Source organism: Aeromonas sp. FDAARGOS 1404, assembly GCF_019047085.1.
Lineage (GTDB): Bacteria > Pseudomonadota > Gammaproteobacteria > Enterobacterales > Aeromonadaceae > Aeromonas > Aeromonas veronii.
Genome location: NZ_CP077237.1, coordinates 634311 through 650143 on the forward strand (window position 1 = coordinate 634311; position 15833 = coordinate 650143).

At 56.7% G+C, this 15833-nt stretch carries 12 protein-coding genes and 2 pseudogenes; 5 read left to right on the top strand and 9 right to left on the bottom strand.

The window, feature by feature from the left end; genetic code table 11:
* Positions 1-49: 49 nt before the first annotated feature.
* Positions 50-1189 carry a type IVa pilus ATPase TapW gene (tapW, locus tag I6L34_RS02810; RefSeq protein ID WP_005353124.1) on the top strand — a complete coding sequence of 380 codons (1140 nt, stop codon included), beginning with the start codon at positions 50-52 and terminating at the stop codon, positions 1187-1189.
* 93 nt (positions 1190-1282) lie between these two features.
* Here the strand turns inward: tapW and I6L34_RS02815 are convergent, their stop codons facing one another.
* Positions 1283-1732, bottom strand: coding sequence for an isoprenylcysteine carboxylmethyltransferase family protein (locus I6L34_RS02815; protein ID WP_058055904.1), 450 nt, complete (start codon positions 1730-1732; stop codon positions 1283-1285).
* Between the two features lie 173 nt (positions 1733-1905).
* Here I6L34_RS02815 and alr point away from each other — a divergent pair, with 173 nt between their 5' ends.
* A complete protein-coding gene (gene alr, locus I6L34_RS02820) occupies positions 1906-3132 on the top strand; it encodes an alanine racemase (protein ID WP_021230622.1) in 1227 nt (408 codons plus the stop codon).
* 65 nt (positions 3133-3197) lie between these two features.
* Here the strand turns inward: alr and I6L34_RS02825 are convergent, their stop codons facing one another.
* From I6L34_RS02825 to I6L34_RS02855, 7 genes are all read right to left on the bottom strand, one after another.
* On the bottom strand, positions 3198-4142 hold the full coding sequence (locus I6L34_RS02825) for a TerC family protein (protein ID WP_005337664.1): 945 nt from the start codon (positions 4140-4142) through the stop codon (positions 3198-3200).
* A 302-nt stretch (positions 4143-4444) separates the two neighbouring features.
* Complete coding sequence (oppF, locus tag I6L34_RS02830; protein ID WP_058055903.1) at positions 4445-5440, bottom strand: murein tripeptide/oligopeptide ABC transporter ATP binding protein OppF; 996 nt, start codon at positions 5438-5440, stop codon at positions 4445-4447.
* Positions 5441-6421, bottom strand: a complete 981-nt coding sequence (locus I6L34_RS02835; RefSeq protein WP_005337668.1) for an ABC transporter ATP-binding protein — start codon at positions 6419-6421, stop codon at positions 5441-5443.
* A gap of 54 nt (positions 6422-6475) precedes the next feature.
* On the bottom strand, positions 6476-7387 hold the full coding sequence (oppC, locus tag I6L34_RS02840) for an oligopeptide ABC transporter permease OppC (RefSeq protein ID WP_019446650.1): 912 nt from the start codon (positions 7385-7387) through the stop codon (positions 6476-6478).
* A gap of 14 nt (positions 7388-7401) precedes the next feature.
* Positions 7402-8322, bottom strand: a complete 921-nt coding sequence (gene oppB / locus I6L34_RS02845) for an oligopeptide ABC transporter permease OppB (RefSeq protein WP_005337672.1) — start codon at positions 8320-8322, stop codon at positions 7402-7404.
* Between the two features lie 98 nt (positions 8323-8420).
* Positions 8421-10040 carry an ABC transporter substrate-binding protein gene (locus tag I6L34_RS02850; RefSeq protein ID WP_026035101.1) on the bottom strand — a complete coding sequence of 540 codons (1620 nt, stop codon included), beginning with the start codon at positions 10038-10040 and terminating at the stop codon, positions 8421-8423.
* Positions 10041-10319: 279 nt separating this feature from the next.
* Positions 10320-10955: a YchE family NAAT transporter gene (locus tag I6L34_RS02855; RefSeq protein WP_005337678.1), complete on the bottom strand. Its 636-nt coding sequence runs from the start codon at positions 10953-10955 to the stop codon at positions 10320-10322.
* A gap of 840 nt (positions 10956-11795) precedes the next feature.
* Between I6L34_RS02855 and adhE the strand changes: the two genes are divergently transcribed.
* The 3 genes and pseudogenes from adhE to I6L34_RS21975 all read left to right on the top strand — a co-directional run.
* Positions 11796-14462 (top strand): bifunctional acetaldehyde-CoA/alcohol dehydrogenase, encoded by a 2667-nt coding sequence (gene adhE / locus I6L34_RS02860; RefSeq protein WP_019446648.1) that lies wholly within the window; start codon positions 11796-11798, stop codon positions 14460-14462.
* Positions 14463-14521: 59 nt separating this feature from the next.
* A pseudogene (locus tag I6L34_RS21970) lies at positions 14522-14596 on the top strand (hypothetical protein); the annotation flags it as partial.
* 2 nt (positions 14597-14598) lie between these two features.
* Positions 14599-14664, top strand: a pseudogene (locus tag I6L34_RS21975) (hypothetical protein); the annotation flags it as partial.
* 365 nt (positions 14665-15029) lie between these two features.
* Here the strand turns inward: I6L34_RS21975 and I6L34_RS02870 are convergent.
* Positions 15030-15770, bottom strand: coding sequence for a YebC/PmpR family DNA-binding transcriptional regulator (locus tag I6L34_RS02870; RefSeq protein ID WP_005337681.1), 741 nt, complete (start codon positions 15768-15770; stop codon positions 15030-15032).
* Between the last annotated feature and the right edge of the window lie 63 nt (positions 15771-15833).

The window sequence follows — 15833 nt, forward strand, 5'->3', positions numbered from 1 at the left end:
CTCAATATCATCCAGCTCATGGCATCTCATTGATCGACGAGGCAAAAAAATGGAATTGCGAGACATGTTACAGATCCTGGCCAAGCAGGATGGCTCAGACCTCTATCTGTCGACCGGCGCGCCCCCCTGCGCCAAATTTAACGGCGGCCTGCGCCCCCTCAACGAAACGCCGCTGGAGCCGGGGGAAGTGGCGCGGATCGCCGCCGAGATCATGGATGGCGAGCAGAAGCAGCAGTTCGAGAAGGATCTGGAGATGAACCTCGCCATCTCCCTGCCCCAGATCGGCCGCTTTCGGGTCAACATCTTCAAGCAGCGCAACGAAGTCTCTCTGGTGGCCCGCAACATCAAGACCGAAATCCCCCGCTTCGAAGATCTGAAACTGCCCCCCGTGCTGCTCGACACCATCATGGAGAAGCGCGGCCTGGTGCTGTTTGTCGGCGGTACCGGCTCGGGTAAATCCACTTCGCTGGCGGCGCTTATCGACCACCGCAACCGCAACAGCGGCGGCCACATCATTACCATCGAGGATCCGGTGGAGTTCGTTCATCGTCACCGCAAGAGCATCATCAACCAGCGGGAGGTGGGGGTAGATACCCGCAGCTTCCATGCTGCCCTGAAAAACACCCTGCGTCAGGCGCCGGACGTCATTCTTATCGGCGAAATTCGCGATCGCGAGACCATGGAGCATGCGCTGGCCTTCTCCGAAACCGGCCACCTTGCCATCTCCACCCTGCACGCCAACAACGCCAACCAGGCGCTGGATCGCATCATCAACTTCTTCCCCGAGGAGCGCCGTCCGCAACTGCTCAACGATCTGGGCAACAACCTCAAGGCCTTTGTCTCCCAGCGGCTGGTGAAAACCACCGATGGCGGCCGCCGGGCCGCAGTGGAGATCATGCTCGGCACCCACACCATCCGCGACATGATCAAGCGCGGCGAATTTGGCGGCCTCAAAGAGGTGATGGAGAAATCCAAGGCCCTCGGCATGGTCACCTTCGACAGCGCCCTGTTTGATCTGGTGGTGGAAGGGGTGATTGAGGAAGAAGAGGCGGTGAAAAACGCCGACTCGGCCAACAACCTGCGCCTCAAGATCAAGTTGTGGAAGGAGAAGGGGCAGATTGCCAGCAGCAGCGATGCCACCGGCTGGAGCCTCGAACCCACCAAGGACGAGAAGGGCGATTTTTTCTAACCTGTCCCTCGAGAACCCCGGGCCCGCCCGGGGTTCTCTTTATCCCGCACGGCTGACCCGACTTAGCCCTCAGCTCACGCAGGTCACTGCCAGTCAGCACCAACGGCGAACGCGCTGGCAATACGCCACATACTCGTCGCCGAAACGAGCATGCAACAGTCGCTCCTCCGGCATGATCTGGAAGCGGGTCAGCCAGGCCACCAGCACGATTGGCCCAACCCAGACCCAACTTCCACCGAGATAACAGCCCCAGGCGGCCAGCCAGCAGAGCAGCCCCAGATACATGGGATTTCGACTGACACGATAGACGCCACAGGTCACCAGACGGCTGGTGTGCTGGGGTTTGGTGGGGCTGACCGTGGTCTGGTGGTGACGAAACCGTTGCAGGGCCCCAAAGCCCATGATGGCCCCCGCCACGACCAGCACAGTCATCAGCGTCATTGCCCAGATACCGGGCTGGCTCTCCCCTCTTAGCCACCACATGGCCCCGGCACAGAGCAGGAAGATCAGCGGTGGTGGCAAACGTAACTCAAGATTGACCATTTTATTCCCCTGACGAGTGTCGGCCGAACCCGTGTTGCGGTAGACTCCCAACCAGTCAGCGCCTGTTGAGAGTGACAAAGATCATAATAATAACAACAAGTTGTGGTTAAACCACCACCAATGTGGCCGACCCCGTCCAAACTATCCAACGCGAATAACAAAAAGGAATCACCATGCACAAGAAAACTCTGCTGGCTACCCTGATCTTCGGCCTGCTCGCGGGCCAAGCCGTTGCGGCTCCCTATCTGCCCCTTGCGACGGATCATCGCAACGGCCAGGAGCAAACCGCCAGCAACGCCTGGTTGGAAGTGGATCTGGGCGCCTTTGAACACAATATCCAGACCCTCAAGGATCGCCTCGGCGACAAGGGCCCGCAGATCTGCGCCATCATGAAGGCCGACGCTTATGGTCATGGCATCGACCTGCTGGTCCCCTCCGTGGTCAAGGCCAATATCCCCTGCATCGGCATCGCCAGCAACGAAGAGGCGCGCGTCGCCCGCGAGAAGGGCTTTACCGGCCGTCTGATGCGGGTACGTGCCGCCACTCCGGATGAAGTAGAGCAGGCCCTGCCCTACAAGATGGAGGAGCTGATCGGCAGTCTGGTGAGTGCCCAGGGCATCGCCGATATCGCCCAGCGCCACCACACCACCATTCCGGTGCATATTGCACTCAACTCCGCCGGCATGAGCCGCAACGGCATCGACCTGCGTCTGGCCGATGCCAAGCAGGATGCGCTGGCCATGCTCAAGCTAAAGGGGATCACCCCGGTCGGCATCATGACCCACTTCCCGGTTGAGGAGAAAGAGGACGTCAAGATGGGGCTGGCCCAGTTCAAACTGGACTCCCAGTGGCTGCTGGAAGCGGGCAAGCTGGATCGCAGCAAGATCACCATCCACGCCGCCAACTCCTTCGCCACTCTGGCCGTGCCGGACGCCTACTTCGACATGGTGCGCCCGGGCGGCCTGCTCTACGGTGACTCCATCCCCTCCCACACCGAATACAAGCGGGTGATGGCATTCAAGACCCAGGTCGCCTCGGTCAACCACTATGCAGCGGGTAACACCGTCGGTTATGACCGCACCTTTACTCTCAAGCGTGACTCCTGGCTCGCCAACCTGCCGCTGGGCTACTCCGATGGTTATCGCCGCTCCCTGAGCAACAAGGCCTATGTGCTGATCCAGGGTCAGAAGGTGCCGGTGGTCGGCAAGACCTCCATGAACACCATCATGGTGGATGTGACGGATCTGAAAGGGGTGAAACCCGGCGACGAGGTGGTGCTGTTTGGCCGTCAGGGTGAAGCCGAAGTGAAACAGGCGGATCTGGAGGAGTACAACGGCGCCCTGCTGGCGGACATGTACACCATCTGGGGCTACACCAACCCCAAGAAGATCAAACGCTGATCACGCGATATGAAAAAGGGCTCCTGCGGGAGCCCTTGTTGTTATTGCTTAATTGTCTGCCGCGCTCAAGCGGCCTTTTTACGGGTCACAAACAGACTCAGCCCCATGGATGCCAGCAGGATCAACGCGACTACGCCCAGTGCTATGCCGGTCGGGATCTTGAAGATATCCAGCAGCAGCATCTTGACCCCGATAAACATCAGGATCAGCGCCAGACCGTATTTGAGCAGGGCGAAGCGATCAGCCACACCGGCCAGCAGGAAGTACATGGCACGCAGACCCATGATGGCGAAGATGTTGGAGGTCAGCACGATGAAGGGATCCGTGGTCACCGCGAAGATGGCCGGGATACTGTCCACCGCGAAGATGAGGTCGCTCACCTCCACCAGCACCAGAATGAGCAGCAGCGGAGTGGCATAGCGCACACCGTCACGCCAGACGAAGAACTTCTCCCCTTCCAAGGTCTCGGTCACCTTGAAGCGACGGCGCATCCAGCCCAGCAGCGGATTGTTGGCGAGATCAGGCTCCTTGTCGGCCGCCCACAGCATCTTGGCGCCGGTCAGCAGCAAGAAAGCGCCAAACAGATAGAGGATCCAGTGGAACTGCTCGATAAGCCAGCTGCCCGCGAACACCATACCGGCCCGCATCACGATGGCACCCAGTACCCCGTACAGCAGCACCCGGCGCTGCAACTCGGCCGGAATGGCAAAGTAGCCGAACAGCATCAGCCAGACGAAGACGTTGTCCACTGCCAGCGCTTTCTCGATAAGGTAGCCGGTAAGGAACTCCAGCCCCTTCTGATTGGCGATTTCACGGCCCGCGCTGTGATCCAGCCAGAGCCAGATAGCCAGGTTGAAGAGCAGCGCCACGCTGACCCAGATGAGGGACCAGACACCCGCCTCTTTGAGAGATACCTTATGTGACTTGCCGCCACCGACAAAGCGTATGTCTATCCATAACAGGACCAGCACTATGCTGAAGAAACCGGTCCACATCCACCATTCACCCATGTTCACTTCTCCCAAAAACGACAAAACCCACGACCGAGAGGCGTGGGTTTGCGTTTGGAGCAGATACACCTTGCCTCTCGGCAAGGTCTCACTTACAGCTGATTTGCATCAACTGCCCGGCTGCCGGGTGCACTGCAGGATATGGGTGCACCGTAATGACGACAAACCGGCGAGAAGTTACTCCCCTTGTTGCGCGGATAGTAGCAGCGGTAAAAGATAACGCCAAGAGGCATCTTCACTACCGCCAGAAATAAATCGGGGCCCCATCAAGGAGCCCCGCAAACATGTTCAACACATCCCCATCAGAGCGGATCGACCTTGAGGCAGGAGACCGCGTGATCGAAGTTCCCCTCCAGCACTGGGCGGGTCTTGGCACACTCGGGGCCAGCCACCGGGCAGCGGGTGCGGAACACGCAGCCTGACGGAGGATTCATCGGCGATGGCAAGTCCCCTTCCAGGATCTGGATCACCTTGTTGCGCTCCAGCTCCGGATCCGGGATCGGCACCGCAGACATCAACGCCTTGGTGTAGGGATGCAGCGGATTGGCGAAGATCTCCTTGCCGGTCCCCAGCTCAACGGCGTTGCCCAGATACATCACCAGCACCCGGTCGGAGATATGCTTGACCACAGACAGATCGTGGGCGATGAAGATGAGCGACAGCCCCATCTCCTTTTGCAGGGATTTGAGCAGGTTGACCACCTGCGCCTGAATGGAGACGTCAAGCGCCGAGACCGGCTCGTCGCAGATGATCATCTTGGGCTCGAGGATCAGCGCCCGGGCAATCCCGATCCGCTGGCACTGGCCGCCGGAGAACTCGTGCGGATAGCGGTTGACCAGGTTGGGCAACAGCCCCACTTTGCTCATCATGGCGCGCACCTTCTCCTTCACCTCTTCCCGTGGCAGGTTGGGATAGAAGGTGATGAGCGGCTCGGCGATGATGTCGCCAATAGTCATGCGCGGGTTCAGAGAAGCCAGCGGATCCTGGAAAATCATCTGGATCTCTTTGCGCTTCTCGCGCAGGGCATTCTGATCGAGCTTGGTAAGATCGTCACCCAGCCACACCACCTTGCCATCGGTGGCCGGTACCAGACCGATGATGGCGCGGGCAAAGGTCGATTTGCCGCAGCCGGACTCCCCCACCACACCAAGGGTTTCACCCTCATAGAGACGCAAGGTCACCCCATCGACCGCCTTGAGATCGGACGGTTTGGCCCAGGGCCACGCCTTGCCACTCTTGATACTGAAGTGGACCTTGAGGTCAGACACTTCCAACAGCAATTTTTTGTCGGCACCCATTTAGTTGGCCCCCTTGTTCATGGCATCCGAAACCCAGTGGCAAGCACGCTCCCGACCATCGTTGAACGGGGTCAGGATCGGTGACTGCTGGCCGCAAATCTCGCTGACCCGGTGGCAACGCTCCTGGAAGGGGCAACCGGTGGGCAGACGCAGCAAGTTGGGCGGATTGCCCGGGATGGTGGGCAGCACTTCCCCTTCGGTATCGAGGCGGGGAATGGCGCGCAGCAAACCTTCGGTGTAGGGGTGGCTCGGGCGATAGAAGATATCGTCTACCTTGCCGTACTCCATGGTACGACCGGCATACATCACCAGCACCTTGTTGCAGATACCGGCGACCACGCCAAGGTCGTGGGTGATCATGATGATGGCGGTGTTGAACTCACGCTTGAGCTCGTTCATCAGAGTCATGATCTGGGCCTGTACGGTCACGTCAAGGGCGGTGGTCGGCTCGTCGGCGATCAGCAGTTGCGGCCGGCAGAGCAGCGCCATGGCGATCATCACCCGCTGGCGCATGCCACCCGAGAACTCGTGGGGATACATCCCCATCCGCTTGCGCGCTTCGGGAATTTTCACCGCATCGAGCATCCGCACCGACTCTTCGAACGCTTCCGCCTTGCTAACGCCCTTATGCAACATCAGCACTTCCATCAGCTGATCCTGCACCTTCATGTAGGGGTTGAGCGAGGTCATGGGGTCCTGGAAGATCATGGCGATCTTCTCGGAGCGGATCTTGTTGAGCTTGGACTCCGGCAGGTTGAGGATCTCCTCCCCCTGAAACTTGGCGGAACCGGTAATAATGCCGTTCTTGGCCAGCAGCCCCATGATGGCAAAGGCCGTCTGGGATTTGCCGGAGCCGGACTCGCCGACGATCCCCAGAGTTTCACCCGCAGAGAGAGAAAAGTTGAGGTCGTTGACCGCCACCACATTGCCGTCCGGGGTCTTGAACTCGACCCGCAGATCTTTCACATCCAGTAACTTCATATAAAAACTCCTTATCGATCTTTCGTGATGCTTTCCTGTCGATCCGATGCTCGATTAACGATCTTTCGGATCGAGGGCGTCACGCAGACCATCCCCGAGGAAGTTGAAGCAAAACAGGGTCACCACCATAAAGCAGGCGGGGAACAGCAGTTGCCAGATGGCCACTTCCATCGACTTGGAGCCTTCATCCAGCAGGGCACCCCAGCTGGTCATCGGTTCCTGAACCCCAAGGCCCAGGAAACTCAGGAAGGATTCAAACATGATCATGCCCGGCACCAGCAAGGTGGCGTAAACGGCCACGATACCGAGTACATTCGGTACGATGTGACGGGTGATGATCTTCCACTTGGAGACGCCACAGACGTGGGCTGCCTCGATAAACTCCTTGCTCTTGAGGCTGAGAGTCTGGCCGCGCACGATCCGCGCCATGTCGAGCCAGCTCACCGCCCCGATGGCGATAAAGATGAGTGCCAGATTGCGGCCAAAGAAGGTGACCAGCATGATGACAAAGAACATGAAGGGGAAAGCGTTGAGGATCTCCAGTACCCGCATCATCAGGCTGTCGACCCGACCACCGATAAAGCCGGAGGCCGCGCCATACAAAGTACCGATGATGACCGCCACCATGGCACCCATGATGCCGACCATCAGGGAGATGCGACCGCCCAGCAGGGTGCGCACGAACAGATCTCGCCCCAGACTGTCGGTTCCGAAGTAGTGACCCGCTTCCATATCGGGCGGCGACTGCATGGCACCCCAGTCCGGATCGTCAAAGGTGTATTGGGACAGATGGGGACCAAAGATGACCGCCAGACCGATGATGGTCAGAATGATCAGGCTGGTCAGGGCCGCCTTGTTGCGCAGGAAACGGCGACGGGCATCCTTCCACAGGGAGCGTCCTTCCACCACTTCCACTTTTTGCGCGAACGCCTCGATGGCGTCGCGTTTTTCAGTTGAAACAACCATGATGAACTCCCGAATTAGTAACGGATCTTGGGATCGATAAAGGCGTAGAGAATATCGACCACAGCGTTAAAGGTGATGGTGAGGGCGCCGACCAGAATGGTCAGACCGAGCACCATGGAGTAATCACGGTTAAGGGCACCGTTGACGAACAGCTGACCGATCCCCGGCAGGCCGAAGATGGTCTCGATCACCACGGAACCTGTGATGATGCCGACAAAGGCCGGGCCCAGATAGGAGACCACCGGCAACATAGCCGGACGCAGCGCGTGTTTCAGGATGATGTGTCGCAGCGGCAAGCCCTTGGCACGGGCGGTACGGATGAAGTTGGAGTTCATGGTCTCGATCATGCTGCCCCGCATGATCCGCGAGATGGCAGAGATGTAGTACATCATCATGCCAAACACCGGCAGCACCATAAACTGGATGCCACCACCCTGCCAGCCACCGGCAGGGAACCAACCCAGATGAATACTGAAAAACAGCACCAGCAAGGGCGCCAGCACAAAGCCCGGGATCACCACCCCGGCCATGGCCGACGACATCAGCAGATAGTCGATGATGGTGTTCTGTTTCAGTGCCGCTATGGTGCCGAAGGTGACCCCCAGCAGCACGGCGAAGAAGAAGGCCGTGGTCCCGATCTTGGCGGAAACAGGCAGCGCCTGGCTCACCAGATCATTGACGGTGAAATCCTTGTATTTGAAAGAGGGGCCCAAATCACCCTGCACCAGGTTGCCCAGGTAGGTGAGATATTGCATGCCAATGGGTTTGTCGAGCCCGTATTTGGCCTCGATGTTGGCGATGACTTCGGGGGGCAGTGAACGCTCGCTGGTAAAGGGGTTACCGGGGGCGAAACGCATCATGAAGAAAGAGACGGTGATCAAGACCAGCAGAGTCGGGATCGCTTCCAATAGCCGTTTAAAAATGAATTTCAACATAGACATTTCCTGTCCTGTACTGCTTCCAAATGGTCGCGGTTGTAATAAAGGCCCGCCGTCTGGCGGGCCCTGCTTGTTATGCGACTTGTTGCTTTAAATCAGTGAGCAATGATGTACATATCTTTGCTGTAGAGGTTATCCAGCGGGTTGGCCGGGTAGCCGCCTACATAGGGTTTGACCATACGGGCAGTCACGTACTGGTAGATGGGGGCGATCGGCATGTCTTTGGCCAGGATCTCTTCAGCCTGGACGTAGAGCTTGTTACGGGCAGCCACATCGACCTGATCACGGGATGAATCCATCAGCTTGTCGAACTCCGGATTGGAGTACTTGCCGTCGTTGTTACCGTGGGTGGTCTGCATCAGATCCAGCATGGAGGAGGCTTCGTTGTAGTCGGCGATCCAGCCGGCACGACCTACGTCAAACTGACCCTGTTTCTTGGTTTCCAGGTAAGTTTTCCACTCCTGGTTGACCAGGCTCACCTGCACCCCCAGCTTCTTCCACATGGAGGCCACGGCCACAGCCACTTTCTTGTGATTGTCGTCGGTGTTGTAGAGCAGCTCGAACTTCAGCGGCTTGCTGGCATCGAAACCGGCCTCTTGCAGCAGCGCCTTGGCCTTGGCATCACGCTCGGCCTGGGTCATCTTCGACCACTCGGGCGCTACCGGCTTGAAGCCATCGACGAAGTCCGGCACCAGGGTGTAACCGGGCGTCTGACCCTGACCCATCACCTTGTCGGCGATCACGTTGCGATCGATGGCATAGGAGAGCGCAGTACGGACACGTACATCGTCAAACGGCTTCTTCTTGACGTTGTACTGGTAGTAGTAAGTACCAACATAACCGGTCACTTTCAGCTCGTCCGGCTTCTCTTTCTTCATCTGCTTGAAGCGCTCGATGGGCATCTGATAGGTGATGTCCACTTCGCCCGCCAGATAGCGGCTCAGGTCGGCGTTGGTAGACTGGATGGGCAGATAGACCACCTTGTTGATAACGGTCTTGCCATCGTTCCAGTAGTGCTTGTTGCGCTCCACTTCGACGCGCTCGTTCACCACCCAGTTCTTCAGGGTATAGGCACCGTTGGATACCATATTTTCCGGCTGGGTCCACTTGTCACCGAACTTCTCGATCACCTTCTTCGGTACCGGATAGGTGGTAGTGTGGGAGAGCATGCTGACGAAGTAAGGGATCGCTTTCTCGAGCTGCACTTCGAAGGTGTAGTCGTCGGTCGCCTTCACGCCCAGCGTATCAGCCGGCTTTTTACCTGCGATGATCTCGGAGGCATTGGCAATGGTCGGGATCTCCAGATACCAGGAGTAAGGAGAGGCGGTTTTCGGATCAACGGCACGCTGGAAAGCAAAAACGAAATCGTGGGCAGTGACCGGGTCACCGTTGGACCACTTGGCATCTTTGCGCAGGTGGAAGACGTAGTGCTTGTTATCCTTGGTTTCCCAGGATTCAGCCACAGCCGGGAGAATTTCCCCTTTCGGGCCGGAAGCAACGAGACCCTCGAACAGGTCGCGCAGGATATTGGATTCGACCGTTCCTTCGGTCTTGTGCGGGTCAAGGGTCGCAGGCTCGGAGCCGTTGCCTTTTACCAGTTGCTGGACTTCAGCCAGCTTGGTTCCCGCCGGGACATCGGCAGCCTGAGCCACATTGACGCCACCAAACAGTGCAGCCATCAGCAATGTGTTAATCATTGTTTTTTTATGAGTCATTTCCCTACTCCAACAAGAACATTCCATGCGTTTTTTAAAGTGACGGGGTTAAAACCCGCTCCCAGCATAATTCCCTGCCAATTCCGATAATGCAACAGATATTGTCAGGGTAATCGTCATTTTCTGGTTAAAAAATCAGCTAACACGCACTTTTTCAGTATTAAAACACCAACAAAACGCTCATTTTTCACACAAACGACCGATTCTAGAAAAGACCGGGCAAAAAGCAACCAATAAAAAGCCGGTCACGAGGACCGGCTTTCATAAAGCGGAGCTGGCTCACATCAGGCTGGGGAAAACCCCCTTGATACCGGCCACCATGATCTCGATACCCAGCGACATCATGATAAGACCCATGATACGGGTCACCACGTTGATGCCAGTGTTGCCCATGATCTTGAACAGCAGCGGCGCGGCGCGGAAGATGAGCCAGGAGCAGAAAGAGAAGACCACGACAACAACTGACATGCCGAGCAGCTGCTGCCAGTGGCTCTGGCTGGCATAGACAATCACCGAGGAGATAGCACCGGGGCCCGCCATCAGCGGCAGCGCCAACGGCACCACGGCGATAGACTCGCGCACCGCCAGTTCGCCCTTTTCCTGTTTGTTGTGCTTTACCTCGCCCAGCTTGCCCTGCAGCATCGACCAGGCAATCAGGGTAATCAGCGACCCACCGGCGATCCGGAACGATGCCAGCGAGATGCCAAACCCATCGAGGATCAGTTGCCCCATATACATGGAGACCAGCAGGATCACCATCACCGCGATATTGGCGGTGGTATTGGTTTTCATCCGCTCGGCCTGGGTATGGTGGCTGGTCAGGCTGACAAACACCGGCAACAAACCAAGCGGGTTGATAATTGCGAACAAACCGACAAAAAACTTCAGATACAACGAGACGTCAATTGCTGCCATAGGCGCCTTCCAATAGAGTTTCGGGCCCAGCGGGCCAGTCCATTAATTTCGTGCGTAAATTTACATCATAGCCAGAGCGGGCACCAATCAAATAATCTCACCATTTTGAGGGTTTTTTAGTTAGTTCATCTAATGCATCCGCGCTAACTGGCATAAACCGATGCCAAAAGCCCTTTCTACCGCCCGACACGCGTTAGAAAAGTGAGCGCAAGCCTGCTTAATCATGACCAGAGAGTCCGACGGTGACTGACCGAATGACCAAGCGACTCGAGAGGATCCAGGCTTTGCCTTCCCACTATTTCAGGCCAGACATTACTTCATTGACTCGGCAAGAGAGCCACAATGCAAAAACCGGGAAAGGGGGCAGAAATAGCCCCCTTGGGGAATAAAGCGGATTAGTCATGGATTAAAACAACAATCATTTTTGCAACAAACGCTGGAATAAAGTGCGTTTGTCGGTGATTTTGAAACCAATTCACTCATATTTGCTAACCTATACCGCCAAAATAGCTCTGTAATACTATGGCCTAGTGCAATTAACCACTTGATAAACGTGGTTTATTGCTCTGCATTAACAAGTCTCTCACCTTTCCCTTTGATGCACATTCCGATAACATCAGTCAAACAAGGATTGTGAAATAAAATTTCTTTTGTTCTTTTGTTACACATGATCCAGATCAAGTTTTTCTGAGTCAGCCCCGCTCTATAATCGACTCAGAAAGCGATTTAGTAAGGCATGTGAAAAAGCTGTTGCAACGATACCGTCTTGACAGGGCGACTATAATTGCCGGGCATTGCCAACGTCTTACTAAACAGTTTTCAAATAATCAGGAGATAAACATGGCAGTAACCAATTTGGCTGAACTGGATGCACTGGTCGCCCGCGTTAAGGAAGCCCAGCGTGAATTCGCCAGCTTCTCTCAAGAGCAGGTAGACAAGATCTTCCGTGCCGCCGCCCTGGCCGCCAACAACGCCCGTATCCCCCTGGCCCAGATGGCCGTGGAAGAATCCGGTATGGGTATCATCGAAGACAAGGTTATCAAGAACCACTTCGCCTCCGAATACATCTACAACAAGTACAAAGACGAGAAGACCTGCGGCATTCTGAGCGAAGATGATCAGATGGGTACCATCACCATCGCCGAGCCGGTAGGTATCATCTGTGGTATCGTTCCGACCACCAACCCGACCTCCACTGCGATCTTCAAATCCATGATCGCGCTCAAGACCCGCAACGCCATCATCTTCTCCCCGCACCCCCGTGCCAAGAACTCCACCAATACCGCTGCCAAGCTGGTACTGGATGCAGCTGTTGCCGCCGGTGCACCGAAAGACATCATCGGCTGGATCGACCAACCGTCTGTTGAGCTCTCCAACGCCCTGATGAAGCACGAAGACATCAACCTGATCCTGGCCACCGGTGGCCCGGGCATGGTGAAAGCAGCCTACTCCTCCGGTAAGCCTGCTATCGGTGTAGGTGCCGGTAACGTACCTATCGTTATCGACGAAACCGCCGACGTGAAGCGTGCCGTTGCCTCCATCCTGATGTCCAAGACTTTCGATAACGGCGTGGTCTGTGCTTCCGAGCAGGCAGTCATCGTTGTTGATGCCATCTACGACCAGGTTAAAGAGCGCTTTGCATCCCACAAGGGCCACGTGCTCTCCAAAGAAGATGCTGACAAGGTACGTAAAGTCATTCTGATCAACGGTGCCCTGAACGCCAACATCGTTGGCCAGCCAGCCACCAAGATTGCCGAGATGGCAGGCGTGACTGTGCCGGCTGATACCAAGATCCTGATCGGTGAAGGCGTCAAGCTGTGTGCGGAAGATGAGTTTGCTCACGAGAAATTGTCCCCGCTGCTCGGTATGTTCCGTGCAAGCAGCTTCGAAAACGCCGTTGATATGGCCTGTGACATGGTCAACATCGGTGGTATCGGCCACACCTCAGGTCTGTACACCGACCAGGACCGCAACGCTGACCGCATCAAGTACTTCGGCGACAAGATGAAGACCGCGCGTATCCTGATCAACACTCCGTCTACCCAAGGCGGTATCGGTGACCTGTACAACTTCGCAATGGCACCGTCCCTGACCCTGGGTTGCGGCTCCTGGAGCGGTAACTCCATCTCCGAAAACGTGGGTCCGAAGCACCTGATCAACAAGAAGACAGTCGCAAAACGGGCAGAAAACATGCTGTGGCACAAACTTCCGAAATCCATCTACTTCCGTCGTGGTTCCCTGCCGATCGCTCTGAGCGACCTGGAAGGTAAAAAGCGTGCCATGGTCGTGACCGACCGCTTCCTGTTCAACAACGGCTACGCCGATGAACTGGTCAGCCTGCTGAAAGCACAGAATATGGAAGTGGAAGTGTTCTACGAAGTAGAAGCTGACCCGACCCTGGCTGTGGTTCGCAAGGGTGCCGAGATGGCCAACTCCTTCAAACCGGACGTTATCCTGGCGCTGGGCGGTGGTTCACCGATGGATGCAGCCAAGATCATGTGGGTGATGTACGAGCACCCGAACACTGCGTTCGAAGATCTGGCCATGCGCTTCATGGACATCCGCAAGCGTATCTACAAGTTCCCGAAAATGGGCGTGAAGGCCGAACTGGTCTGTATCACCACCACTTCCGGTACCGGCTCTGAAGTCACTCCGTTTGCAGTAGTAACCGATGAAGTGTCTGGTCAGAAGTATCCGCTGGCTGACTACGAGCTGACCCCGAACATGGCCATCGTTGATGCCAACTTGGTCATGGGCATGCCGAAGTCCCTGTGTGCCTTCGGTGGTATCGATGCCGTGACTCACGCCATGGAAGCCTATGTTTCCGTACTGGCTAACGAGTACTCCGACGGCCAGGCGCTGCAAGCCCTGAAAATGCTGAAAGAGTACCTGCCGTCCAGCTACCAGAACGGTGCCAACGACCCGATCGCTCGTGAGAAGGTGCACAATGCTGCCACCATCGCCGGTATCGCGTTCGCCAACGCCTTCCTGGGTGTGTGCCACTCCATGGCTCACAAACTGGGTGCCGAGTTCCACATTCCGCACGGTCTGGCTAACGCCCTGCTGATCAGCAACGTCATCCGCTACAACGCGAACGACAACCCGACCAAGCAGACTGCGTTCTCCCAGTACGACCGTCCGCAGGCTCGTCGTCGTTACGCCGAAGTCGCTGACCACCTGGGTCTGACTGCTGCCGGTGACCGCACCGCAGCCAAGATCGAGAAGCTGCTGACCTGGCTGGACGAGCTGAAGGCTACCCTGGGTATCCCGGCCTCTATCCGCGAAGCTGGCGTGACTGAAGCTGACTTCCTGGCCAAGGTTGACCAGCTGGCTATCGAAGCTTTCGATGACCAGTGCACCGGCGCCAACCCGCGCTACCCGCTGATCAGCGAGCTGAAGCAGGTTCTGCTGGACTCCTACTACGGTCGTCCGTTCACCGAAGCCGCTCCGGTAACTGCTGCCCCGGTTGAAGCCAAGGTTGAAGGCAAGAAGAAATCCAAGGCCTGATAACCAGTCCTGAGATAACAAGCCCGCGCACTGCGCGGGCTTTTTTTTATCTGCCACTTATCACAGAGCTCCTCTCTCCACCCGATTGCGGTAGCGCAGCCCCTAACGTCCCAACCAACCAACCAACCAACCAACCAACCAACCAACCAACCAACCAACCAACTCGCCCCAGCCAATCCGTTATCGACATCCCAACCTGTGACTCTGTATTGATGGGCACCTCTGATAACAAGAGCACGCCCCATCACCTCCTCTCCCCTACCCGCAACGCAATTACCCTGACGGGCAGATGTGAGCTGTCAACGCCATCTCAAGAGCTAAAGGTGTGATAAACAGGATAAGCGGAGCCTCGCTAACGCAACGCAGCAGAACTGCCGACTGGCGTACATACAGGGCCAACCGACTGGCATGAATAGAGCAATGATAATGCGCAGAGAAAGCGGGAAAGACTGTCAGTGAAGAGAGTTGCAGCACCAGTTGCGCAACCGACACATCAGCAGTTGCCACGATGCAAAGATAAAAAAATGGCAGCCATCAGGCTGCCATCAGGAGAGCACAATTCAGCGATCAGAGGGTCGCAGCGACTTCATCGGAGATGGAGCCGTTGTGATACACCTCTTGCACATCGTCCAGATCTTCCAGCATGTCGATCAGACGCATCAGCTTGGGTGCAGTTTCTGCATCCAGCTCCGCTTCGGTGGAGGGGATCATGGTCACTTCGGCGCTCTGGGCCTTGAAGCCGGCAGCTTCCAGACCGTCCAGCACGGTACCGAAGTCGTTCGGGGTGGTGTACACCTCGATGGTGCCATCCTCTTCGGTGACCACGTCATCGGCGCCCGCTTCCAGCGCGGCATCCATCAGGGCATCTTCGTCTACGCCCACGAAAGTCAGCAGACCTTTCTTGCTGAACAGATAGGCAACGGAGCCGTCTGTACCCAGGTTGCCACCGCACTTGCTGAAGGCGTGACGCACTTCGGCTACGGTACGGTTACGGTTGTCGGTCAGGCACTCTACCATCACCGCAGAGCCAGCCGGGCCGTAACCTTCGTATACGATGGTCTCGAGCTGTTCGCCATCGCCACCACCGGCGCCACGCTGAATGGCACGGTTGATTGTGTCGCGGGTCATGTTGTTGGTCAGGGCGGCAGTCACCGCAGCACGCAGACGCGGGTTGTTGGCGGGATCGGCATCACCCAGACGCGCGGAGGTAGTGATTTCGCGGATCAGTTTGGTGAAGATCTTGCCACGCTTGGCGTCCTGAGCGGCCTTGCGGTGTTTGATGTTGGCCCATTTACTGTGACCTGCCATAGAGACTCTCCGTTATTTTTTAAATGTCAGTAACACTGATCATGACTAACCCAAGGGAAACAC